Below are 24569 nucleotides of genomic sequence, written 5' to 3'. Positions count from 1 at the left end.
AAAACTTTTGGGCTGGTTATCTATATTCAGGAAAAATTTTCAGAACATTATAAATACACTACAATATATAAATTTAATAATTACACTGCAATATATAAGTTTAATTAAAAATAAAAAAATGGGAGATGGTAACAATGAAGAGAAAAATTAGTAGTTCTGTAATATTTGTTTTTGCTGCACTTAGTGGTCTTTTATTTGGTTATGATACTGGGGTTATTTCAGGAGCTATTCTGTTTATTCAAGAACAAATGCACCTTAATTCATGGCAACAAGGATGGGTTGTTAGCTCGGTGTTATTAGGGGCTATTCTTGGGTCTGCCATAATTGGACCTATGTCTGATAAGTATGGTCGTAGGAAGTTGGTTGTGTTATCATCAATTATTTTCTTTGTGGGTGCACTTGGTTCAGCATTTTCTCCAAAATTTTTGACATTAATTATATCACGTATTGTTCTTGGTGTCGCAGTTGGTGCTTCTTCAGCCTTAATTCCTACATACTTAGCTGAATTATCACCTGCTGAAAAACGTGGATCTGTGTCAAGTTTATTCCAGTTAATGGTTATGAGTGGAATTTTGTTAGCTTATATTACTAACTACAGCTTTTCTGGTATATATATTGGTTGGCGTTTCATGCTTGGATTTGCAGCTATTCCATCTGTAATCCTTTTATTAGGTTCACTTGTATTACCAGAAAGTCCTAGATTTTTAGTTAAAGATGGACGAGTTGATGAAGCTAGAGAAGTATTACAACAAATGAATAAACAGAATATAAGTGCTGTTAATGATGAACTTGTTCAGATCAGCAAACAAGCTAAAATTAAAAGTGGTGGAATTAAAGAATTATTCGGTGTATTTGTCCGCCCAGCATTAGTTATCGGTTTTGGTCTAGCTACTTTTCAACAAATTATGGGCTGTAATACGGTTCTTTACTATGCGCCAACTATATTTACTGAAGTTGGATTTGGTGTTGAAGCGGCTTTGATTGCTCATATCGGAATTGGAGTTTTTAATATAATCATTACTGCTATAGCTGTCATAATTATGGACAAAATTGATCGTAAAAAGATGTTGATTTATGGTGCTATTGGAATGGGTGTTTCATTAATAGTTATGAGTTTTTCAATGAAATTTTCTAATGGTTCATTTACTGCTTCAATTATCTGTGTAATTGCTCTAACAATTTATATTGCTTTCTTTTCAGCTACTTGGGGACCAGTAATGTGGGTCATGATTGGTGAGGTATTTCCATTAAATATTCGTGGTTTAGGAAACTCATTCAGCAGTGTAATTAATTGGAGTGCAAACATGATAGTATCATTAACATTTCCGCCATTATTGAACTACTTTGGTACTGGTAGCTTATTTATCGGTTATGGTATCATCTGTTTCATGGCAATTTGGTTTGTTAAGTATAAAGTGTTTGAAACACGTAATCGTTCACTCGAAGAAATTGAATCTACTCTTCGTGCATTTACTGGTAAAAACCGTAAACAAGATTTTTATATTCACAGTATCTCGCCTGAAGAAAATTAAAGGAGTGTTTCAAATTATAAATTTTTTATAATTAAAAAATGAAAGACTCAATGATATAGAAAAGATTAGTATAGTTAACTTATTGAAGAAATATAAACAATAATAAATATTTAAAAGATATAGTGGATTTCAAAGACCGTGCTTAGCCTCGGCCATGAAATCCACGAAAATCTAATTAGGTAAGCTATAAGATTTCTATATAACCTTCTGTTCCATTTATTCTAATTCTTTGACCATCTTTAATAAGTTTAGTAGCGTCATCTACACCTGCCACTGCTGGAAGCCCATATTCTCTTGCAACAACAGCACCATGGGTCATCATTCCACCTACTTCTGTTACTAAACCTTTAACAAGCACAAAAATTGGTGTCCAGCTTGGATCAGTAAATTTTGTCACCAAAATATCGCCTTCTTCTATTTTTGCTTCACCCATATTTAAAATAACTCTAGCTCGTCCTTCAATAATACCAGAAGAAACAGGTGTCCCCGCTATTGCACCTTTTGGCATATTACCTGTATCGTATTCGCCTGAAATTATTTCTCCATCAGAAGTCATTATACGAGGTGGTGTCAATTTCTTATAAATTTCGTATTCTTCTTTTCTCTTAGTTATTAGACTGTAGTCAACTTGTCTTGTTTTAACCAATTCTCTAAGCTCATCAAATGTCAGATAATATATATCATTTATATCTTTGATAATATTATTTTGTCTTAAGGTTTCCGCTTCTTTGAGTAATACTTGTTTTATAATCCACATATACCAAATTATGAGATATTTATTGTACTCTCTATATCCAGCAAAGTTACGTAAAATACTTATGGCTTTCTTTGTCTTTTTAACTTTTTTATTACCACCAGGCAACTGTTTCAAGCGGATTAATATTTCTTCTTCTTTTTGTTTGGCTTCAAGGAGTCCTTGTTTAAATTTAGCACTGTGTGCATTAGGTCCAAAGTTCTTAATATTGCTAAGTAGAATTGGAACAAGCAGCATTGGGTTTTCACTCCACCTTGTTCTAGTAATATCAATCTCTCCAGAACAACGCATACCATATTTTTTTAGGTAACCACGAATTGAATCGCTAGCAACATTACCTCCATCTATTTTACTTAAATATTCAAAGAAACTTTCTCTTTTTGCATGTTCAAGATATTCAATTACAGCTGGATATTGTCTTATTACATCTGCTACATCAAGGAGCTCTAATCCCATTTCAGAAGTAACGTTATTTGATACGGATTGGGCGAGGGCGTCTGCCACATTTTTTTCTCCAATCCACTTTTTCATATTTCTGTTTATCCAGTCAGAAGCATAAGCTCCTGCAAAATACACTCCATAGCCTTTAAAAACAGCATCCTTTAGATTCTTCATGTCCTTTAAAATGAAATCAAAGAGTTCTTCTCCAGAAACAAAAGAGAGCTCATTCTCCTTACTCTTAAGCAATGTTTCATTTTCATCTATGAGTTTTTCAACAACATCTGGGTCATTTCTGTGATATTCTTTTAGCATTTGAAGTCCAAAAGAGAGTGCACCTTCTCCCATACTTAAAGATGTTTTTCCTTTAGGTAGTGTTTTAATATATTCTTTTCGTTTTTGAAGATTTATAAGCGCACTTTTCATTAAAACATCCACTCTATCTACGCTGCCAATAAAAATCTTTCTTGCTATTGGTGAAGCAAGATCATGGGATATATCCATATACAATCTTCCACCTATTACAGGCATATTTCCTGTTATTCCAAACTGTTCAAATAACATTTGAAAGAAGGTTAAACCTAGGGGCCTCATGGCTTCTGTCATCATTTGTCTATGAGCAAAGGATAAATAAACATGGTTTTTATTATCATTAACTTGTGGTGCAGGATATAGAGTGGTGATTGGACGACTTTGAACAACATAGAATTTATCATCATAAATGCACCATTCAATATCCTGTGGACGACCAAAATAAGACTCAATCTTTCGACCCATTTGGGCAAGCTGCAAAATTTGATTGTCTGTTAGGGTCTGCATATTTTGAAGTTCGCCTTCAATTTCTTTTTCCTCAGTTCCACCTTCTTTTAATGGGTAAATAGCAAGTTTCTTAGTAGAAATTTTTTTATCAATAATTTCATTTTCTCGCACTTTGTAAATATCAGAATTCACAAGGCCTGAAACCAATGCCTCGCCAAGTCCAAAGCTGGCATCAATAGATACTATTCTTCTATTAGATGTAATAGGGTCAGCTGTAAACATAATTCCTGCAGCCTGAGGAAACACCATTTTTTGAATAACTACAGATAGCTGAACCTTGCTATGGTCAAAGTTATTTTGCATACGGTAGATTACGGCTCTATCTGTAAACAGTGATGCCCAGCACTTACTTATATGCTTAAGAATAGAAGGCTTTCTCATAATATTTAAATACGTATCTTGCTGTCCTGCAAATGAGGCCGTTGGTAAATCCTCTGCTGTAGCACTAGAACGTACAGCATAAGCATTTCTTTCACTAATTTTATTATTAACCCTTAATTATCTTTGATTCCTTTTTTTATTATGCTTATAGCATCCTTAACCTTATTTAAATATTCATTTTCATTAAAGCCACTTTTGAAATATTCTTCCAATGTATATGAGAAAAGCATATTTAAAACTACATCAGTATTAACTTCTTGCCTTATAAGCCCACGCTCTTTATCATATTCTAGTTGTTTTCTATACTTTTCAATGGAAGCAGTACGGAATTTTGCGATAAATTCACAATTATCCATTTGCATAAGCATACCTATCTTGGTGTACTCAGGTTTAGTTCTGCCAAGTTCAAGTGAATCTTTAGTTTTTTGCAGAAAAGTTTCAAAAAAATCAACATCTGGATTTAAAACTTTTTCAGGAATAATCTTTTTCTTTTGATTTGAAATTTCTTCTATCATATAGATATAGAGGTCTTCTTTATCATTAAAGTATTGATAAAAGCTTCCACGGGGTATTCCAGCAACTTTAATAATCTGGTTAATAGATGCATCGCTGAAAGAACTAGTAGAAAATTCTTTTATAGCAGCATCGAAAATTCTTTGCTTTTTATCTTTATTTAAATTTTTAAAAGTATTTTTTGGCACAATATCATCTCCTCTTGAGGACATCATAGCATAAACTATTTTATATGACAAGTATGTCACATGACAAAGTTGTCATTCCACTGCCACCATAAATCATGGCGTGGTGGCAGTGCTTCAAATATGTTACAATTAATGCATAATCGTAAGAAAATGGAAACTAGACAATAATGAATGAAATGGAACCACTAATGCTAGCTACCTATAAAAAATCCCCGCGTTTGCGGGGAAAATAGTTTACTGATAATGATTAATTATATTATGTGCTCGTTGTTTAATATTATCTATAATTTCCTGTGGTTCAATTACTTTTGCATCTACACCTAATTGAAAAAAATAATTAGAAATAAATTCAATCTCATCTTTATCAATTTCTGTATTAATATAGCCATGATTGGGATTGATTATAGTGATATGAGGTTCTAACCAAGGTTCACTTCGACATTGCCGCACCCCTTCTCTTGTTAACTTAACATATAATCGAACTGGTATGTTGACTTTATGATTATTAAGCCAATCTGCTAAGTTTATTGGAACATTATGAATTATTTTAGAGTTCTCTAATGATAGGATTCGATCAACTCGAAATAAACGAACTGAATTATTTTCCATATCTAAAGCTGGCATGTACCAAAGTCCATTATATGCGTACACGCCAATTGGTTTGACCTTTTTGACTTTATTTTCTGATTTTGATAGATACTCGATGATTAGTACATGGTTCTCTATAGAAGCTTCAATAATATCAGTCAAAAATGGAGAAGAAACGCTTCTTTTCTGATTCCAAAAAGATAAAACTAATTCTAGACGATCCACTTTACCTTTCGTATCATCAGGAAGACTAATGTATAACTTTCTAGAAGCTGAATCAATATTTACATCAAATGGTAATGACTTATAATACTTAAGCGACTGAAAAGCAAAAAAAATAGCGAATGCTTCGCTCTCATCAAATATTATTGGAGGAAGAAGTCTATTTTTTAATATGCGATAGCCGCCATTTCTTCCTTGCTCAGTGTACAAAGGAACACCCAAATCGCTGAGCTCCATCAAATATCTATGTGCAGTTCTGACAGATATATTGAATTCATATGCAATATCTTGAGCAGTGAAGCTCCTTTTAGTATTTACGTACATGATCAGTTCGAATAGCAACTTTGTTTTTGTCATAAAATTCCTCCATGAGAATTATTAAATACCAAAAATGATTTTAAATATAACATGACAACTATTGACATGTTTATAATTTATACTAGCCTTAACGGAAAGTCAAGCAAAGTACGGTTTAGCTGATATGATGAATCGTATAAGCAAAACTATACAATTATTTATATTATATAATTAGGAGGAGTAACATGAATATAATATTAGGTGCAACAGGACAGATAGGTTCAATGCTTATTGACAATCTTTTAAAGAAAGGTCAGCCGGTAAGAGCTATTGTTAGGAATAATTTTAAAGAACAAGAATTGAAAGATAAGGATGTTGAGGTTGCTATAGCAAATTATTTTGATTTACAGGCCTTAAAAAAAGCCTTTCATGGAGGAAATACGGTTTTTCTACTAACACCTGAAAATCCTCAATGCGAGAATTTTTTAAATGAAACTCAAATAGTTTTAAATAATTATAGACAAGCAATTTTATCATCCAAGATTACTAAAATAGTGGGATTATCATCTAATGGAGCACAGCATGAATCTGGAACAGGAAATCTAATGGCGTCATATATGTTAGAGCATATATTCTCTGATCTTGATGATGTTGAACAAATTTATGTCCGACCTTCTTATTATTTTAGCAATTGGCTTGGATATTTAGAATCAGTTAAGGAATATGGAATACTGCCAACCTTTTTCCCACCAGATATGAAGGTGCCTATGATTGCACCAGCAGACGTTGCTGAATTTTTATCAGATATAATTGTGCACAAAAATCCACAACAGAGAATATATGAGATAACTGGGCCTAGATCTTATAGTTCTTTGGATATAGCCAAAGTATTTGAAGATGTATTAAACAGAAATGTTGATTTGCAGCAAGTGCTGCCTGAAGAGTGGGAAAATACATTGTTGCAAGTAGGATTTTCAAAAGATGGGGCAAAAAATCTTATGCTTATGACAAAAGCAGTTATTGATGGGAAAACTAAAAATGAAACAACTAATCCAGTTTGTCTTTCTACAGATTTTGAAGGGTATTTAAAAAATATATGAATAATTAGCTAGGGTTTAAACACAACAGGTTTGGGCTGGGTAACTTCTTGACTTATGCTATTCAAAAGGCTTATAATCTATGTGCATAAAAATGAAATATTATGAGGTGATTAGTTAAAATGATTATATAATTTTATCCAGGTTATAGAAATTGCAGTAGTATAGATAGAATTTGGCATGTCCATAGTTATAAGGACATGTTAGTTTGTGTTAATCTAAACTACTATAAGTTTTGGATAGAATTATAATTGTGTCATATTTAACTTGTATATATAGAGTACGCATAAACTGTTCTTGTTTTAGAATAGTTGTTTCGTGCTAATTATATACATGGTGATACTTATAACCTTTCCGAAACTTTATAGTTAGGAAAGGTTTTTTGTTTTGATAAAAAATTAAAGGATGATGAATAGATGAATATAAAGATAAATGAGTATAAACTTCCAATGGAGAAATCAGGACCATATGGAATAGCATTAGGAACTGATGGCGCAATGTGGTTTACAGAGATTACTGGTAATAAAATTGGAAGGATTACAGATAATGGAGAAATTACTGAATATAATTTACCTGTTCAAGGCTCATTTCCTTCAATGATTATAGAAGGACCTGATAATGCACTTTGGTTTACAGAGAATCAAGGTAACAGGATAGTTAGAATTACCTTAGATGGAGATATAACTGAATTCAATATTCCAACTAAGGCCTCTGGACCAGTAGGAATCTGTTCAGATAATGATGATGCACTTTGGTTTGTTGAAATAATGGGTAACAAAATAGGGAGAATTACTACATCAGGTGAAATTGTTGAATATAAGATACCAACAGAAAATGCTAAACCACATGCAATAGTATCTGGTGTAGGTGGAGAATTGTGGTTTACAGAGTGGGGAAGTAATCAAATTGGAAGGATTACATCCTGTGGAAAGATTGTAGAGTATGAAATTCCTACACCAGGTTCAGAACCACATGGCCTTGTTCTTGGACCAGATGGAGCAATATGGTTTGCTGAAGAGTCAAACAAAATAGGGCAGTTAGTCTACTAAAAATCCTGTAGTTCTCATATAAAAATATGAATTAATTATGAAAAAATAAAAAGCTGAAAGGAATGAGTACTCTATGATAGGACCAGACAAGAAAAAGCTATATCCAAATGAAAATATAAAGACGGTTTGTTATATAAATAACCTGCCTAAAAAACCTAATGTTGAGATTGGAGAATATACTTATTATAGTGATAATAAAAAATCTCCTGAGAAATTTTACGATAATATAGAGCATCATTATGAATTCTTGGGGGATAAACTTATAATAGGCAAGTTCTGTGCAATTGCAGAGGGTGTTAAGTTTATCATGAATGGAGCAAACCACAGAATGGATGGGATTACAACTTATCCTTTTAATATCTTTGGAGGTGGCTGGGAAAAAGTCACTCCAACAGTAGAACAGTTGCCTTTTAAGGGAGATACAGTGATTGGCAATGATGTATGGATAGGTGAAAATGTAACTATTATGCCAGGGGTTAAGGTTGGTGATGGCGTGATTATTGCTACTAACTCAACTGTAGTAAAAAATGTTGAACCTTATACAATATATGGTGGGAATCCAGCTAAATTTATTAAGAAACGGTTTAGCGATGAAACGGTTGAATTTTTGCTAAAGCTTCATTGGTGGAACTGGGATGAAGAGAAGATATTTAATAATCTTGAAAAGTTAACATCAGAAGCTGGTTTAGATCAGTTAATGAAAGAGTATAAATAAACTATAAACTCTGCATGTTAGCGTAATAGTATAAATTAGCTGAATTCCAAGACCCCCTAGTGAATATTGAGATGATTTTTGCGCTAAGGTTTGGATTTTGCTGAAATTTATACTTGACTATGACGTAAGGTCATAGTGTATTATATATTTATAATTAAAAGCTAATAGTTTAGTATCCATAGCAGATTTAATTATATTCCTCATATTTAAATATGGCATGAATCATTTATAAACGACCAGATAAGTCGGAATTTTACGAAAGGAAATAACATATATGCGCAAAACACTGATTGTTTATTATTCTCTTTTTCAAAACACAGCGAATTTAGCGTTAGAAATAGCAATCCAGACTGGTGGTGATATAAGAGAATTAATTCCTGATAAGAATTATTCTTTTGATTATAATACTGCTTGTAAAGAAGTAAGAAATCAAATTTCTCGAGGATTTTGCCCCAAGTTAATATCTGGAGGTGAGCCCATAGCAGATTATGAAACAATATTTATAGGTTCACCGAACTGGCTTAAAACATTAGCCCCCCCAGTTCTGAGTTTCCTTAGAGCACACGATTTCACAGGGAAAACAGTAATTCCATTTTGTACTCATGGAGGCGGTGGATTTGGCCAAATTGAAAATCATATAGCTAGGGAGTGCCCAAAGTCCAATATTCTACCTGGTATTGCTGTAAATGGAACTGCTCAATCGGAAGAGGTTACAAAATGGCTTGAGACAATTGGATATGAATCATAATGAATTCCAATAGTTTGGGGGAATTTATTTATTTAATGAGATTATTTTTACGAAGAGATAAACAAATACGCTGAAAGCCGATACGCTAATGTATTTGTTTATTATGTCTTTGTATAATTAGTCATTATTTTTCAGGAATTTAAGTATGTGATCCGCTTGGTTGACAATTAGGTGGCCCGTATCAGTCAGTAACTCGATCTTAACTATTAAACTCATTATAATTTTTAATGTATGATTTATTTAGTAGCATAATTTAATTATACAATCAATGTGAATTCTTCGGAATTCACATTTTTTTATTTCTATAAAAAATGAGCATAGGATAAATTAAAACTTTGCTTTTACCTACTAGCAGTTATTGTTGGACTCATAGGAATATTTATTTATATGAAATCAAGCGGTATTTTAAATTATATGTCTTCAGCTGAAGAATTTAAGAAATATATTGAGTGGTATGGTGAAAAAGATTTGGAGAACTTTTATAGAGATATTTGTAAGTTCTAAAATCTTAGATAAGTACGAACAGTATTTTTCATCCAAGAAAGGGGAACTACTAATTATATTGCTATTATTTCTTCCATTTTCCCCGATGATGCTATAAGTTTCGCAGTTGGACTTAATAAGATAGGTTTGAAAAGATATGTTATAAGAATGCTGCTGGTCACTTTCAGATTTATAATTACAATAGATAGGAGATTTTGAAATGAGAAAAAGACTATATATTATTTTTATACTAATAACATTTTTAATTCCATTAGCGTTTTATCCTTTATCAGTTAATGCTGATACAATTATAGAAAATGAAGCTATTGATGAGTTTGTCACTAACTATATAAAACGTAACGGACTGCCTGGGGCATCCGTTGCAATCGTAAAAGATGGCAAATTAGTATACGAAAAAGGATATGGTCATGATTCTGAAGGTAAACCCTTAACAGAAAAGTCATTAATGAGAATAGGTTCTGTATCCAAATCCTTCACTGCATTTTCAGTTTTGCAATTGGTTGATGAAGGGAAAATTAATCTGGATGATCCAGTTGTTAAGTATTTGCCAGAACTTATAATGGATGATACTAGATTGCAAAAAGTTACAATAAGGCATTTGTTAAGTCATACATCAGGGATTCCAAGCCCGACGATTGTGCCACCAGCCAATACCTTAAAAGCAGGTGTGGACCGTCTACATGACTGGAAACTTAACTGGCAACCTGGAGATAAATATTTGTATAGTAATGCTAATTATTGGATACTTGCTCGATTAGTAGAAGTAATAAGCGGTATGGAATTTCCACAATATCTTAAGCAAAGGATATTTTCTCCATTAGGAATGGATGATACGCTATCAGCCATAAACTCAGGTGATCCTGTAAAAGGGTTATCTCAAGGATATATAACTGCATATGGTACTGCACTTCCTTGGTCAGAGCTTGAACAAATGTTTGCTGGTTCTGGTGGTGTAATTTCAACAGCAGCTGACATGGGAAAATGGCTTTCCATGCACACCAATGAGGGAAAAAATATGAATGGAGAAAGGTTGCTTTCAAAATCATTGCTAGAAGAATCCTATTCTCCTCAACCTGGAAGCCTAAAATATGGCCTTGGCTGGTCTTTAAGTTCACAAAATATTAAACCAACACGTATTTCTCATAGTGGGGCGTTATCTACTATTCAAGCACAACAAGATATTGTACCTTCTAGTGGATATGCTGTAGCTGTGATGCTTAATAGCTTTTCAACTACATTAGAACACTCATATGAAATTAGTTCAGGAATTATTCAATTGACTGAAGGACAAATACCCGATACTAAAGCTCCTAGGCCTAAGATAATTGATTTATCACTTGGTTTCATTACACTAATATACTTGATATTAGGTATCAAGGGTATTTTGAGGAGTAAGGAGTGGTCGAATAAACGAAAACAACATCCTACTTGGAGATATTATCTTCGTCTAATGCCACAAGTAATTCCAGTCTTGTTTATAGGATGGTTGTTTTTTATTGTTCCAAATCTACAAAATAATAGTTCTACAATTAAAGATGCTTTTGGTATTTGGCCAGCTGCTATGTTATTCTTATCTGTAGTTTTCTTAATTGGGGTTATAGTTACAGTTAGGAGAGTATATTATGTACAGTCTGTAGAACACTGTCGGTAAAACTGAATAAAAATTTACGAAAATGTATAAACTCACAACCCCCCGTTCCACCTAAAAAGACACCTTCAACAAGATTAATAAAATTGTGTATTAGTATCATCTTTCTAATAACACACATGGAGTGTGTTGTCACAATAGATAGAAAATAGCGTGATATCAAAGGGCTAGAGAGACTTAGCCCTTTTTTTATAATAAATAAGGGAAAATATTTTTGTGAGTTAATTAATGAGTATTTTCTGCATGGTCTAAAATATATCTTGGCTTTACTTCTAAAAAAATACAGTTGACAATTAGTCTAATTAGACTATAATATTTAAGTATCACTAGTCTAATTGGACTAATGATAAACTTAGTAGTTTTTGATATCTGGAAAATCTACTGAAGTAGTGAATTAATAATAACTCACTATTAAAGAGGTGGTCAGAAGATGAATACAAATATATTGCCTGTAATGGCTAAAAAATTAAATAAACAAATAAGTAATTACTTAACATTTATTGAGAACTGAAGACATTTCTTTGTAAGTGTTAAATAAAGAGGAAGGATGAAAAAAATGATTAAGTCGTTTTTAATGATAGGACAATCAAATATGGCTGGGCGTGGGTTTATTCATGAGGTAGCCCCAATTTATAATGAAAGAATACAAATGTTGCGTAATGGTAGATGGCAAATGATGACAGAGCCCATCAATTATGACCGTCCTGTTTCAGGAATAAGTCTCGCCGGTTCATTTGCAGATACATTGAGTCGTCAAAACCAAGAAGATACTATTGGTTTAATTCCTTGTGCTGAAGGTGGAAGCACACTGGATGAGTGGGCTGTAGACGAAGTACTTTTTAGGCATGCAATATCTGAAGCTAAATTTGCTATGCAAAGTAGCAAGCTTACAGGAATTCTATGGCATCAAGGAGAAAGCGATAGTGTTAATGGTAACTACAAAGTATATTATAAAAAGTTACTTTTAATTATTGAGACTCTTAGAAAGGAGCTTAATGCTCCAGATATTCCAATTATTATTGGAGGTTTAGGAGACTTTTTAGGCAAAGAAGGATTTGGGAAAAGCTGTACTGAATATAACTTTATTAATCAAGAGTTACAAAAATTTGCTTTTGAACAAGATAATTGTTACTTTGTCACAGCCTCAGGTTTAACTTCTAATCCTGATGGTATTCATATTGATGCAATGTCTCAAAGAAAATTTGGTTTACGGTATTTTGAAGCATTTTCTAAAAAGCAACATGTATTAAAGCCATTAATTAATGAAAATGAGTTGCTAAATCTAAATAATGATAGATCACATACCAAAGCAGAAAAGATATATATAAAAAGTATGGATTTTGCATTAGGAAAAATATCATATGAGGAATTCGTATCTCAAGTTATGCAAACTAACAATGATTAAACCTTATAGATAGAAAAAAAGTGATAGTTAATGCAACTGACTAATGCAAATTAACAATGATTAAATCTTATAATTATGAAATAACTATTAATATAATTTTAATAAAGAATATAAAGGATGTGTTTTTTTGATACCATTACTAATTTTAGGTTTATTAAAACAAAACCCAGGTTCTTATGGGTACGAATTATTAGCCTTAATGGAAGAGAGACACTATAAATATATAGTAAATTTCACTAAAGGGTCATTCTACTACAATCTTCAACAATTAGAAGAAAAACAATATATTAAAAAAGTTAACCAATCAGATAATAATAGAGAGACCAATAATTACATAATCACTGAACTAGGGGATAAAGAATTTGAAAATCTGATGTACAAGTATGGATCTAAAACAGATTATATAAATTTATCTTTTTATGCAGCATTGCTATTTGCCAATGAATATAAAAGCGAAGAGCTAACAAAACTAATAGAAATACAAATCGAACAAACTAAAAAGAAAATATCTTTATTAGAACAATCTCTTGAGCATAATGAAACTATCCCTACTTATTTTAGAAAAATGTTGGAAAATTCACGTTCTCATCATTTAGTAAATGTAGAATGGTTTGAAGGATTGCTAAAAGATGAAGACTAGAAAAGCAGCTCAATAAGGGCTGCTTTTTCATACGTCCAGCATACTTGTTGAGATGACAGATCGAAAGAAATCTATTGACCTGAAAATATGATATCAATGTATGCTAATATCAATAAAGTACAACAAAATACATTAAAGTATATTAAAATCCAATAAAAAAATTGACTTTAGTAATAAAATTGCATATAATAAAAATAAATTATAGTGTTGAAAGGGTAGTTTACTATGGAAGGCAAGTTTTATAATATTGATCAAGTTGCAGAGATACTAGGTATGCATCATAAGACAATTAGAAAATTTATCACAGAAGGAAAACTTGGTGCAAACAAGGTTGGAAGGCAGTGGAGAATTTCTAGTCAGGATTTGAATGCCTTCATGGAACAAAAGGTTAATGCTGATAATAAACAAACAGAAATAGATGAGGAAATAAAAATTTCAGCAAGTGAAATAAATTCTAGTGTTGTGAGACCTAAAATAAATATCTCAACAGTGATAGAAGTGAATGGAATAGGTAAAGAACAGTATATGCGAATATCCAATACTCTCATTGCAGTTATGAACAGTAAAGATCCAAGCCTAGGCAGTTCAACAATAAATATGAAATATAATGAAAAAGAAGACAGACTAAAAATTATGCTGTGGGGAAAAATAAAGTTTACTGAAGAAATACTGAGTACAGTTTCTATACTTACGGAAACTGATAATTTATAAAAAATCAATTTTTACTGCTCATGTTGTAGCTCAGGAAGTTTCACACAAAGGTTTTGGTAACTCTACTTTATAGCCTGTCTTATTGATAATCAAGGAGGAAATTATGAATATAACTATTATACAAAAACCTAAATTCGAAATTGCTGTTGTTAACAGTGAAGAAGTATTGATTACGGATGTTCAGTCTGCTTTAGATTTAATGGCTACTATATGGTACGAGAAAGGCTGTTACAGAATACTTTTAAATAAATCAGCAATAGTTGAGGAATTCTTTGATTTAAGTACTAGACTCGCCGGAGAAATTTTGCAGAAGTTCGTTAATTACAACGTTAAAATTGCAATTGTAGGAGATTTCTCTGTTTATTCAAGCAAAAGTTTAAAAGATTTTATTTATGAGAGCAATAAGGGTAAACATATATTTTTCGTGTCTGATGAAAAGCAGGGAATTGAAAAGTTGAGTATTGACTAATGAAAACTACAACGTTTCAAGAATGAGTAAAAAGTATAAACAACCGATAAATCTGAATCTTACGAAAGGAAATAACACATATGCACAAAACACTGATTTTTTATTATTCACATAGGTTCCAAGAGACACCAAAATTTCTAAAATTAAGGCAGGAGAGTGGTAAAATTGGAGTGGAATAAAGAGGCTGAGATATTCATTATATGTATTTATATAGTGTTTCCAATATTGGTAATCGGAGCTGCTCTAACTGGATTAATTATATTATTAAGGAGTTTTATGAAGTCTAGAGATAGAAAGAGAAAGAAGAAATAAATTTCTGCATTTTATTAGGCTAAAGGATAATGATGATTTAAACTGTTCTTAAGGAGAATAAATATATGTTTGTAGATAGTAATAAAGAACCGAGAAAGAAAATATACAGGGTAGGGACAATGTTTTGTGCAGCTATTTTGATTCTAGCTGCTTGTTATTTAGGTTATTATAAATACCAGCAAAGTAAGGTTAAGTTTCAATCACCAGAAGGCTTCTCTGTCGAAGTTAATACCAAAGATCTTACTATAGTTGGAACAAAGTGGCTTGAAGCATATACTGAGCAATATCGTGGGAAATTCGTGCCTAGGAATCAAAGGTTAATTGAGTATTCTATTGATGGTATTGAAGTTAAAGAAACTAATGTAATTCAAATTGACTTTTCCATTGTTACAAAGAAGTTAGATGAAGGAAGTGCTTATAATTGGGATGGAGTTGTGGATGAAAACAAAGTTAAAAGTCAATGGGTTTTATGGTTTAAAGAAGAAACAAACCCAGAAGGAACTTTCACTTACACTGCAACCAAATTACAAAGACCTGCTGGATATGATTTAGAAAGATATCAAATTAGCGGTGAGAAAGAAAGAGACGAGTATAAACATGAATATGAAGCTGAAATTCCTTATGAAAATCAGCAATATACCTATAAGATAGAAAATAGAATCGTCTATGTAAGCTATGATAATGGAAGTGCATGGAAAGAAGTGCCAATTCCACTGGAGACCTTGGTAGCAGTTGGAGACGGAAAGCCTTATTATAATAAGTTGCAGGAAAAAAGCTATGTGATAACACCAGAAAAAACTGCCTTTGCCTATGGAGGCACTAGGGAAAATCCTCTTATGATGATCCACTCAGAGGATGGGGGAATTACTTGGAAAACATCTGAAATAAGTAAAACATTAGATAGTACAAGAGTGAAGTTTTGCAGTTTTCCAACAGCTACAGTAGGTTATGTCATTGCAACAGGTGGAAGAACTATGTCTCAAGAAGGACAAATAATCTATAAAACAACAAATGGTGGTGACACATGGAAAGAGATGGGGGCTGGACCTAGCACCTGGCTTTTACAGTCAGCAAGTTTTGTAGATGAAAATTTGGGCTTTATGAGTTATCCAAAGGTGGAAGGAGCGGATACTAATTTTTATATAACACAAGATGGAGGTAAAACCTTTGAGCCAGTAATACTGCCTGTTCATAAGGAAGAATGGATGGGCGTCATCTTTGAGCCTTTTATCCAACCAGAAACTCCTTATGTTAAAGATGACCAATTGTTTCTTTTAGTAGGACAGGGGGAACAAGGTGATTTCAAGGGAGGTACTGTTATGGCAAAGTACAAATCAGAGGATAGAGGAAAAACCTGGAGTTTTGTGGAATTAGTTGAGTCGCCTTCTAAAGAAATAGGATAATGAAAAATCCATATGTTTGTTATTCAAATATGAATGAGGCTGAAATTAACGAATTTTTAAAGAATGTAGAGAAATTAATAAAATACAGAAATGAAAAGTTCTAATGATTATTATGGTGGAACCAAAATTATTCATATTTTAACTGAAATATAGTATAATATTTGTTAGAATGTAAAGAGAACGTAATGGGAAGAATATGAAGCTACCAAAAGAATAAATAATCTTGCTTTATATGGATTTATAGTTTAAAGTAATTAATATTGAAAAGAAAAAATCAATACTTGGTGCAGAAAAAGTGTTGATTTGCTCTAAAGAGTGAAGACTATCGGAATTTAAGTTTACAAAAAGAACAATTTTTGTATTTAATAATTTCAAATATATAATAGATGAGGTACATAAGAAGATGACAATGGAGTTGGAAAAATACTACAATAAATTTTGTGAGGACAAGAGATTAACGAGAAAATATGCACAGGTTGAGTTTTTAACTTCTATGAAGTATATTCATGATTATCTAGGAGATAATCATGAAAAAATCTTAGATGTTGGTGCAGGGACAGGCAGATATTCTGTACAATTAGCAAATGAAGGATATGATGTTACTGCCATTGAACTTGTGAAGCATAATCTAGGTGTTTTAAAGTCAAAAGGAAGTACAGTAAAAGCAATGCAAGGAACCGCATTAGATTTATCAAGATTTTCAGAAAATACTTTTGACATGACGTTGGTGTTTGGACCAATGTATCACTTATATACATTTGAGGATAAAGTAAAAGTGCTACAAGAGGCAAAAAGAGTAACTAAGCATGGCGGTGTTATCTTAATCGCATATTGTATGAATGAATTTAGTGTATTAACATATGGTTTTAAGGAAAATAATATTCGTGCATGTATTGATAATGGGAAACTTAGTGATGATTTTCATGTTATATCGGAACCAGAAGACTTATATGATTATGTAAGGATTGAAGATATTAATAAGTTAAATGATGAAGTAAGAATGCAAAGAATAAAATTAATTGCAGCAGATGGACCAGCTAATTATATGCGACCTGTTTTGAATGCTATGGATGAAGATACATTTAAACTTTTTATGAATTATCATTTTTCAACGTGTGAAAGACCAGAACTGCTAGGAGCAAGTGGACATACATTAGATATTTTGAGAAAAGAATAAGGCATTACCATAAAACTCACTACAATCCAAAATTTGGATTTCGGTGAGTTTTATTTTATTGTTTAAAAATACTATGTATATCAATTGTTATAGTTAATTAAAGAAAAATGAACAAAAAAGTTCACAAATAGTCCCTATGTAGTTCAAGGATACCTCTTAAAATATAAATATGCTCAGAGCTAGATATTAGATAAATATCTTAAATTAAATAGTAAATTATATTTTAGGAGGCAAATTTAATGATAAAATTTAAAAAATCAAAAACCATGGCATCAATTTTAATGGCTTTAACTATTCTTGTGGCTGTGCCTACAATGGCTAGTGCTCACTGTGATACAATGGATGGTCCTACTGTAGCAGATGGGAAAAAAGCAATTGAGAGCAATAATGTTAACTATGTGTTAAAATGGGTTACCCCAGAAAATGAAAAGGAAATATCAGAAATCTTTGACCTTAGTATGAAAACCAAAGATCTGAGCCCAGAAGCTAAGGAGATTTCTGAAAATTATTTCTTTGAAAATTTAATTAGACTTCACAGAACAGCAGAAGGCGCACCTTTTACAGGTTTGAAACCTTCAGGAACTGCTATTGATGAAAAAGTATTGGCAGCAGATAAGAGTATTGAAGTTGGCAACTTATCTCCTATAGAAAACTTGGTAGAAAAGGATAAAGTGCCTGAACTTAAAGAAAGATTTGAAAAAGTAATGGATCTAAAGGACTATGATATAAATGATGTTGAAGCAGGTAGGGAATATATCGAAGCATATGTAAGTTACTTCAAATTTGCTGAAGGAGAAGAAGAAGGTCACGAAGCTCACGGTGCTGAAGTAAGTCACTCTACTGAAGCTGCGAGTCTTGAAAAAAGTCATGATGAAGCAGAAACTTTACCAGTGATTCCATGGAGTTTAGCAGGTGTATTTGGTCTTACAACTGTAGTATTGGGTATTGCTTATCATAAAAAGGCTTCAAAATAAAGATAACCTAAATAAGAAATACTATATTCCCTCTCTCGGTTTTTTATCCGAGGAGGGTAATTTTTTATATTCTTTAACAAAAATTAATAGAGAATTGAAGGGAGAAACTGTGAATAAGATTAGAAATTTTATGAAGGATTGGATGTTTGTAATAGCTTTTGCGGTGATTATTGCGGTAGTGATTAATAAGTTCATTTTCTTTGTAATTTCAGTACCAAGTGGATCTATGTACCCAACTATAAAACCAAAAGATAAAATTATTACAACAAGAATACATAATGTCAATAAAATTAAAAAAGGTGATATATTGGTCTTTTACTCTGAAGAATTTCAAGAAACAATGGTTAAAAGAGTTATTGGGCTTCCAAATGATTCAGTTGAAATCATAGAAGATGGTTCAGTTTTTATAAATGGTCAGAAAATAGATGAATCCTATGTAATTTATCCGGATAGTAGAACAGGAAAATTTAAAGTGCCAAATAAAGAATATTTGTTTTTAGGAGATAACCGAGCACATTCTTTAGATAGTCGTTCTTGGAAAGATCCTTTTATTTCATTAGAAAATATTAAAGGAAGATCACTTTTCATTCTATTTCCATTTGATAGAGTATCAAAACTTGAATAAATGCATTAACTGCTCAAGTTATGAGAATATTAGATATGGTTATTTTATATGCATAATTACAAGTTATATTGAAATTATGATATTGAGCAGTTAATATATTTTGGTGATTATAATCACAGCTATTAGAATAACTCTATGATACTATAAACAATGAATATAAAATTTGTAAATTATTAATTGATATATATATATATGATTTAGAGAGGATATGGATAATGAATGGTAATTTTGTAAAAAAAACAATTTTAGTTGTAGATGATGAAGAAAATGTTTCAGGACTTTTAAAATTGTATTTAGAAGCGGAGGGATTTATAGTACAGATAGCTGAAGATGGATTAAAAGCATTGGAACTTGCTAGAAAAATTAATCCGGATTTAATTATTTTGGATATTATGTTGCCATTCAAAGATGGTTGGCAAGTTGCACAAGAATTAAGAAAAGATATGGATACACCAATAATTATGCTATCAGCTAAAGGTGAAGAATCTGATAAAATACTTGGGTTAAATCTAGGTGGAGATGATTATGTTACTAAACCATTTTCGCCAGGAGAAATAACAGCAAGAGTGAAAGCAATCTTAAGAAGAACTAAATCTGAGGCTTTGGAGAGCGAGGCTCTCAAATTTCCTGAGCTTGTTATTGATTTTTCTAAATATGAAATCATTGTGAGTGGAGTTAAAATAGTAAGTACGCCTAAGGAAGTAGAATTGATGTGGCTTTTAGCTAATAATCCAGGAATAGTTTTTACTAGGGAAAGGTTACTAGATAAGATATGGGGCTATGACTATCTAGGCGATTCACGTACTGTTGATACTCATATTAAGCGCTTGCGCAGAAAGATAGAAAAAGGACAATTATACACATATCTTCATACAGTTTGGGGAGTAGGTTATAAGTTTGAGGTAATAAAAAATGAAAATTAAGAAGAATCTTTTTAGCAAACTTTTAGGAACATATGCTTTAGTTACGCTTCTTAGTATTGTAATAGTAAGCTTGTTTTTTTATATATTTTTTAGTCAATATTATTTTAATGTAAAAGAACAACAGCTTCTTACCCAAGGTAAAGAAATATCTAATATATTAAGTCCTTATATTAAAAATAAAGAAATAGAAAAAGTTAATGAACTAGTAGACAACTTTAATAAAATCAATATTAGCCATATGTGGATAGTAGATAAAAGCAATGCAATTATTAGTGGAAGTACCAGTGAATCTCATGAGTTAAGCCATACTGATGAATTAACTCATGCTGACGAGTTATGTCCAAATAGTAATCAGGTGGAAAGAGCTCTCAAAGGCGAAGTAGTTTACAATAAAGGAATAATAAAATTTGTAAATGAACCTGTGCTTTCAGTGGCCTTGCCTATATATGTAGAGGATAAGGTTGAAGCAGCTATTTTCGTTTGTAATCCACTGTCGGATATTATTAATAGTATTATGCAAACTTTTAAGATTGTTATTATTGCTGGTATTATAGCTATTTTTATTTCAGTTTTTGTAAGCTATTTTATTTCAATGGCAATATCAAAACCAATCAAAGAAATAACTGAAATTTCTTTAGAAATTTCCAAAGGCAATTTTTCTAAGAAAGCCAAAGTATATTCTTCTGATGAAATTGGCAAACTTACAGAGGCATTTAACTATATGATGGCAACACTAGATAAGACAATGAATGATTTAAAAGATGAAAAAAATAAAATGGTTACGCTGGAAAAATTACAAAGGCAATTTGTTGCAAATGCTTCTCATGAACTTCGTACACCATTAACTTCAGTACGAGGTTATGTTGAAGCTATTCTCGATGGTGTAGTAAAAAACAAGGAAGAAGAAAGAAAATATCTTAGGATTATATTAAAAGAAACACTTAGGATGCACAGATTGGTAAATAGTCTCTTAGATTTGTCACGAATTGAATCTGGACAAATTAAAATTAATAGAAAAGATTTAAATATTTCTGAAGTTATTAACAGGACAGTTATGAAGCTTAAACCAATAATAGAGGATCAGGAGCTTCAATTAATATTAGATATTCCAGAAAAGCTTCCAATGGTTTGGGGAGACGAGGATTTAATAGAGCAGGTAATTATTAATTACATTACAAATGCAGTACGGTTTACTTCAGCAGGGGGAAGTATAACAGTAAAAGCAGAGCAAAATGTAGATGATGTTTATGTACATATTATTGATACTGGTATAGGGATTTCATCTGTAAATTGTACTAAAGTGTGGGGAAGATTCTATAAAATTGATGAAACAAGACAATTATCAAAAGAAGGTGCTGGTTTGGGACTCTCATTAGTAAAGGAGATAATCGAACTATTGGGCGGGAAGGCTTGGGTAGAAAGTGAACTTGAAAAAGGTTCTATTTTTAGTTTTAGTCTAATTACTTGTTCATAGTGCTTTTTAATAGTGAAATTTGTATTAGAGATGTACAAATGAAATTATATCTAGGTTTTAGACATGAGATACTTAAAGCTTAAGGATTTTGTTCTAAAAAGAAATATTCTACTAATGAAAATCATTAAAAAAACAAAGAAGGGGCTGTTGCACAATGAATAAAAATTCGTTATGCACAGTCCCTTTTGCAAAATTCATATGAAATAGCAGATCTTTTATACAAATGTTTTTAATAAACAACCGTTTTGCAACAATCCAATTTCATTAATGAAGTAGATAAGAAAAGATTAAGCTGATATAATACTTTTTAGAAAGTTTTTATAAAGGAGTTATTAAATGAAATATTATTTAGCACCAATGGAAGGAATTACAGGATATATATATAGAAATACTTATGAAAAGTTTTTTGGTAATATTGATAAATACTTTACACCTTTTATTGTCACCAATAAAAGCAGAAGTCTTAAAACAAAAGAATTAAGGGATGCTTTGCCTGAAAATAATAAAGGTATGAATATAGTGCCTCAAATACTTACTAATGATTCAGAAGGTTTCATTACACTTTCTAGTAAATTACAACAATTAGGTTATAACGAGGTTAATTTAAATTTAGGCTGTCCTGCTGGAACGGTTGTTTCAAAAAATAGGGGTTCAGGATTTCTGGCTCTAAGAGAAGAACTTGATATGTTTTTAGATGAAATATTTAAAATGGATAATATGAAAATTTCTATAAAAACTAGAATAGGAAAAGATAATCCAGAAGAATTTTATGAGTTAATAAAAATTTATAATAAATATCCTATGGAAGAATTAATTATTCATCCTAGAACACAAAAGGATTTTTATGGGAATAAACCTAATTTAGAGGTATTTAAAGATGCATTAGCATTAAGTACTAATCCAGTATGTTATAATGGCGATATTTTCACTGCTCACGATAATAATAAATTCATAAAAACTTTCCCAGAAGTAAAAACAATAATGATAGGAAGAGGAATATTGGCCAATCCAGGATTAATGAATGAGATTAAAAATAATACTAATATAGATAAAGTAGTGTTGAAAGATTTTCATGATGAAATTTTAAATAAATATATAGAATTATTTAATGAAGATAGAAATGCAATATTTAAAATGAAAGAACTATTGGGGTATATGATTTACATATTCTCAGATAATAAGAAATATGCTAAAAAAATAAAGAAGTCACAAAAGTTGAGTGAGTATAAAGAAGCAGTTTCTAGTTTATTTATGGAGCAAGAAATCATAGAAGGTGCAGGTTTATTTAGTAGTGAGTCTTATTGATACAGTTTTTTTTACTTGGCACAATAATGACATATTTATATTGTAAAATAAATAGTACAAGCATAATTAATAAAGAAATTATTAAAGATGTAAAATAAAATGATTATTTGATTATTAAGTGAGCATTAATTTCCTCATGACTAGCTTTAAGGTGAGGAAAGTATATGGCACTTATATAATTATGTTGTGAAATATAGAAGATATTTATAATGGAGGATTTAGATGAAAATTAAGAAAAAAACACTCTTAAGTTCACTTAGTATATTAATTGTTGCAAGTAGCATTTCATTTGGTGGAGTTAGTGTAAGTGCAGCAACAGTAGATAAAAGTGGAACTGAAAAATATACCTTGAATAATAAAGGATATGTGTATAATCCAGAACTTCAAATTGATCTAAAAGTAAGATCATCTCCTAACCTAAATGGGGAAGTAGAAGGATATTTATATAATTATGACAATATTGAAATTTTAGGTACCACCATAGATACTAATGGTACAGTATGGGATAAAATTTTATACAACAATAACATAGCCTACATAAGTGATGCATATATACAACATTATACTTCTCCAACAGAGGATGTAGTTAATGTTGCAAGAAATATAAGTAAGCAATTTGAAGTTGCAAATTCTAATCAAATAGCAGGTAATTTTGATGGACAAGGTTTATCTTTAGGATACCTTCAATGGTGTATTGGACAAGGTACTTTGCAGCCGTTGCTTAATAGAATGGATAGAGAATATAATGAAGAAATGAAAATCATTTTTGGAACAAACTATGATAGCATTCATAATATGATACTTGATACGAAGGAAAATCAACTTGAATGGGCAAAGAGTATTAATAATTCAAGAAATACAATTTCTGAGCCTTGGTATTCACAGTTGGTTAGTTTGACAAAAAATCAACACTTTATAGATATTGAATCAGATGCTGAAGCATATAAAATTGGACAAGCAATGATTATTTGTGATAAGTACAATTTAAAGACAGTAAGGGGCTTTGCTCTTGCTTTTGATATAGTTGTACAGAATGGAAGCATAAGTTCAGATGCATCAAAAGTTATTGAGACTGCTTTTGAGAAAGATCCTAATATGATTGAAAAAGATTTACTTAAGGTTATTGCAAATGCTGTAGCAAATACTTCAACTAATAATGCTAAAGATATTAATTCAAGAAAAATGGCTATAGTAAATGGAAAAGGAATAGTTCATGGCTCTGTGCTTTATTTAGATAAAAATTATGGATTAAGCGATACTTATTGGAGATAAAAGGATTAGAAAACATAAACTTGGTATTGTAGAGGAAACAAAAAACTATATTGACATTATATGATTATGTTGGTACAATATGTTACAGATTGATGACTAATACAAAGGTCACATGAAGGGGTACACCACCACGGGTGTAGTTCTTTTTGTGGCCTTTTTTGTGCGTCAAAACTTTGGGGAGGTGAATTATGATAACTGTAAATGGCAATAAAATAAGCAATGCAGATAATTTGAGATTATCTGATTATTTAGTAAAAGAAGGTTATACTATTTCTTTAGTTGCAGTTGAATGTAACGGTTCTATTGTTCCTAAAACTCAATATGAAGAAAAAATATTAACTGATGGTGATGTTATAGAAGTTGTAAGTTTTGTAGGAGGCGGCTGA

The 24569-nt window shown here is 31.3% G+C and carries 21 protein-coding genes and 2 pseudogenes; 20 read left to right on the top strand and 3 right to left on the bottom strand.

Annotated elements, in window-relative coordinates; translation table 11 throughout:
- Window positions 1-134: 134 nt before the first annotated feature.
- Complete coding sequence (locus DIC82_18740; protein AWK52906.1) at window positions 135-1532, top strand: MFS transporter; 1398 nt, start codon at window positions 135-137, stop codon at window positions 1530-1532.
- Between the two features lie 184 nt (window positions 1533-1716).
- Here DIC82_18740 and DIC82_18735 read toward each other — a convergent pair.
- From DIC82_18735 to DIC82_18725, 3 genes and pseudogenes are all read right to left on the bottom strand, one after another.
- Window positions 1717-4029 (bottom strand): annotated as a pseudogene (locus DIC82_18735) (phosphoenolpyruvate synthase).
- Window positions 4030-4037: 8 nt separating this feature from the next.
- Complete coding sequence (locus tag DIC82_18730) at window positions 4038-4685, bottom strand: TetR/AcrR family transcriptional regulator (protein AWK52905.1); 648 nt, start codon at window positions 4683-4685, stop codon at window positions 4038-4040.
- Between the two features lie 174 nt (window positions 4686-4859).
- Window positions 4860-5792 (bottom strand): DNA-binding transcriptional regulator, encoded by a 933-nt coding sequence (locus DIC82_18725; protein ID AWK52904.1) that lies wholly within the window; start codon window positions 5790-5792, stop codon window positions 4860-4862.
- Window positions 5793-5977: 185 nt separating this feature from the next.
- Here DIC82_18725 and DIC82_18720 point away from each other — a divergent pair, with 185 nt between their 5' ends.
- From DIC82_18720 to thiS, 19 genes and pseudogenes are all read left to right on the top strand, one after another.
- Window positions 5978-6832: a nucleoside-diphosphate sugar epimerase gene (locus tag DIC82_18720; protein ID AWK52903.1), complete on the top strand. Its 855-nt coding sequence runs from the start codon at window positions 5978-5980 to the stop codon at window positions 6830-6832.
- A 413-nt stretch (window positions 6833-7245) separates the two neighbouring features.
- Complete coding sequence (locus DIC82_18715) at window positions 7246-7878, top strand: Virginiamycin B lyase (protein AWK52902.1); 633 nt, start codon at window positions 7246-7248, stop codon at window positions 7876-7878.
- Between the two features lie 73 nt (window positions 7879-7951).
- The gene (gene vat, locus DIC82_18710; GenBank protein ID AWK52901.1) at window positions 7952-8593 is read left to right on the top strand and encodes a Vat family streptogramin A O-acetyltransferase; all 642 of its coding nucleotides are present in this window, start codon (window positions 7952-7954) and stop codon (window positions 8591-8593) included.
- Between the two features lie 274 nt (window positions 8594-8867).
- Window positions 8868-9341, top strand: coding sequence for a flavodoxin (locus tag DIC82_18705; protein ID AWK52900.1), 474 nt, complete (start codon window positions 8868-8870; stop codon window positions 9339-9341).
- A gap of 357 nt (window positions 9342-9698) precedes the next feature.
- Window positions 9699-10001 (top strand): annotated as a pseudogene (locus DIC82_18700) (hypothetical protein).
- 43 nt (window positions 10002-10044) lie between these two features.
- On the top strand, window positions 10045-11496 hold the full coding sequence (locus DIC82_18695; protein AWK52899.1) for a serine hydrolase: 1452 nt from the start codon (window positions 10045-10047) through the stop codon (window positions 11494-11496).
- Between the two features lie 553 nt (window positions 11497-12049).
- The gene (locus tag DIC82_18690) at window positions 12050-12898 is read left to right on the top strand and encodes an acetylxylan esterase (protein AWK53134.1); all 849 of its coding nucleotides are present in this window, start codon (window positions 12050-12052) and stop codon (window positions 12896-12898) included.
- Between the two features lie 127 nt (window positions 12899-13025).
- On the top strand, window positions 13026-13538 hold the full coding sequence (locus DIC82_18685; GenBank protein ID AWK52898.1) for a PadR family transcriptional regulator: 513 nt from the start codon (window positions 13026-13028) through the stop codon (window positions 13536-13538).
- A gap of 225 nt (window positions 13539-13763) precedes the next feature.
- The gene (locus tag DIC82_18680; GenBank protein AWK52897.1) at window positions 13764-14249 is read left to right on the top strand and encodes a hydroxyacid dehydrogenase; all 486 of its coding nucleotides are present in this window, start codon (window positions 13764-13766) and stop codon (window positions 14247-14249) included.
- A gap of 103 nt (window positions 14250-14352) precedes the next feature.
- Complete coding sequence (locus tag DIC82_18675) at window positions 14353-14718, top strand: DUF4180 domain-containing protein (protein ID AWK52896.1); 366 nt, start codon at window positions 14353-14355, stop codon at window positions 14716-14718.
- A gap of 377 nt (window positions 14719-15095) precedes the next feature.
- Window positions 15096-16433 carry a hypothetical protein gene (locus tag DIC82_18670; protein AWK52895.1) on the top strand — a complete coding sequence of 446 codons (1338 nt, stop codon included), beginning with the start codon at window positions 15096-15098 and terminating at the stop codon, window positions 16431-16433.
- Window positions 16434-16836: 403 nt separating this feature from the next.
- A complete protein-coding gene (locus DIC82_18665; protein ID AWK52894.1) occupies window positions 16837-17610 on the top strand; it encodes an SAM-dependent methyltransferase in 774 nt (257 codons plus the stop codon).
- A gap of 239 nt (window positions 17611-17849) precedes the next feature.
- Window positions 17850-18584: a peptidoglycan-binding protein gene (locus DIC82_18660; GenBank protein AWK52893.1), complete on the top strand. Its 735-nt coding sequence runs from the start codon at window positions 17850-17852 to the stop codon at window positions 18582-18584.
- A gap of 130 nt (window positions 18585-18714) precedes the next feature.
- A complete protein-coding gene (lepB, locus tag DIC82_18655; protein ID AWK53133.1) occupies window positions 18715-19209 on the top strand; it encodes a signal peptidase I in 495 nt (164 codons plus the stop codon).
- A gap of 215 nt (window positions 19210-19424) precedes the next feature.
- Window positions 19425-20132 carry a DNA-binding response regulator gene (locus DIC82_18650; GenBank protein ID AWK52892.1) on the top strand — a complete coding sequence of 236 codons (708 nt, stop codon included), beginning with the start codon at window positions 19425-19427 and terminating at the stop codon, window positions 20130-20132.
- Window positions 20122-21606 (top strand): hypothetical protein, encoded by a 1485-nt coding sequence (locus DIC82_18645; GenBank protein AWK52891.1) that lies wholly within the window; start codon window positions 20122-20124, stop codon window positions 21604-21606. Before DIC82_18650 ends, DIC82_18645 begins: the two co-directional genes overlap by 11 nt.
- A gap of 336 nt (window positions 21607-21942) precedes the next feature.
- On the top strand, window positions 21943-22911 hold the full coding sequence (locus DIC82_18640) for a diguanylate cyclase (protein ID AWK52890.1): 969 nt from the start codon (window positions 21943-21945) through the stop codon (window positions 22909-22911).
- A 222-nt stretch (window positions 22912-23133) separates the two neighbouring features.
- Entirely contained in the window at window positions 23134-24183 is a 1050-nt protein-coding gene (locus DIC82_18635; protein ID AWK52889.1) for an SH3 domain-containing protein, read from the top strand.
- A 188-nt stretch (window positions 24184-24371) separates the two neighbouring features.
- On the top strand, window positions 24372-24569 hold the full coding sequence (gene thiS, locus DIC82_18630; protein ID AWK52888.1) for a thiamine biosynthesis protein ThiS: 198 nt from the start codon (window positions 24372-24374) through the stop codon (window positions 24567-24569).

This window comes from Clostridium beijerinckii (genome assembly GCA_003129525.1).
In the GTDB taxonomy this organism is placed as follows: domain Bacteria; phylum Bacillota; class Clostridia; order Clostridiales; family Clostridiaceae; genus Clostridium; species Clostridium beijerinckii_D.
Note: the sequence above shows the minus strand (reverse complement) of the source record. Positions and strands in the feature narration are given on the sequence as shown.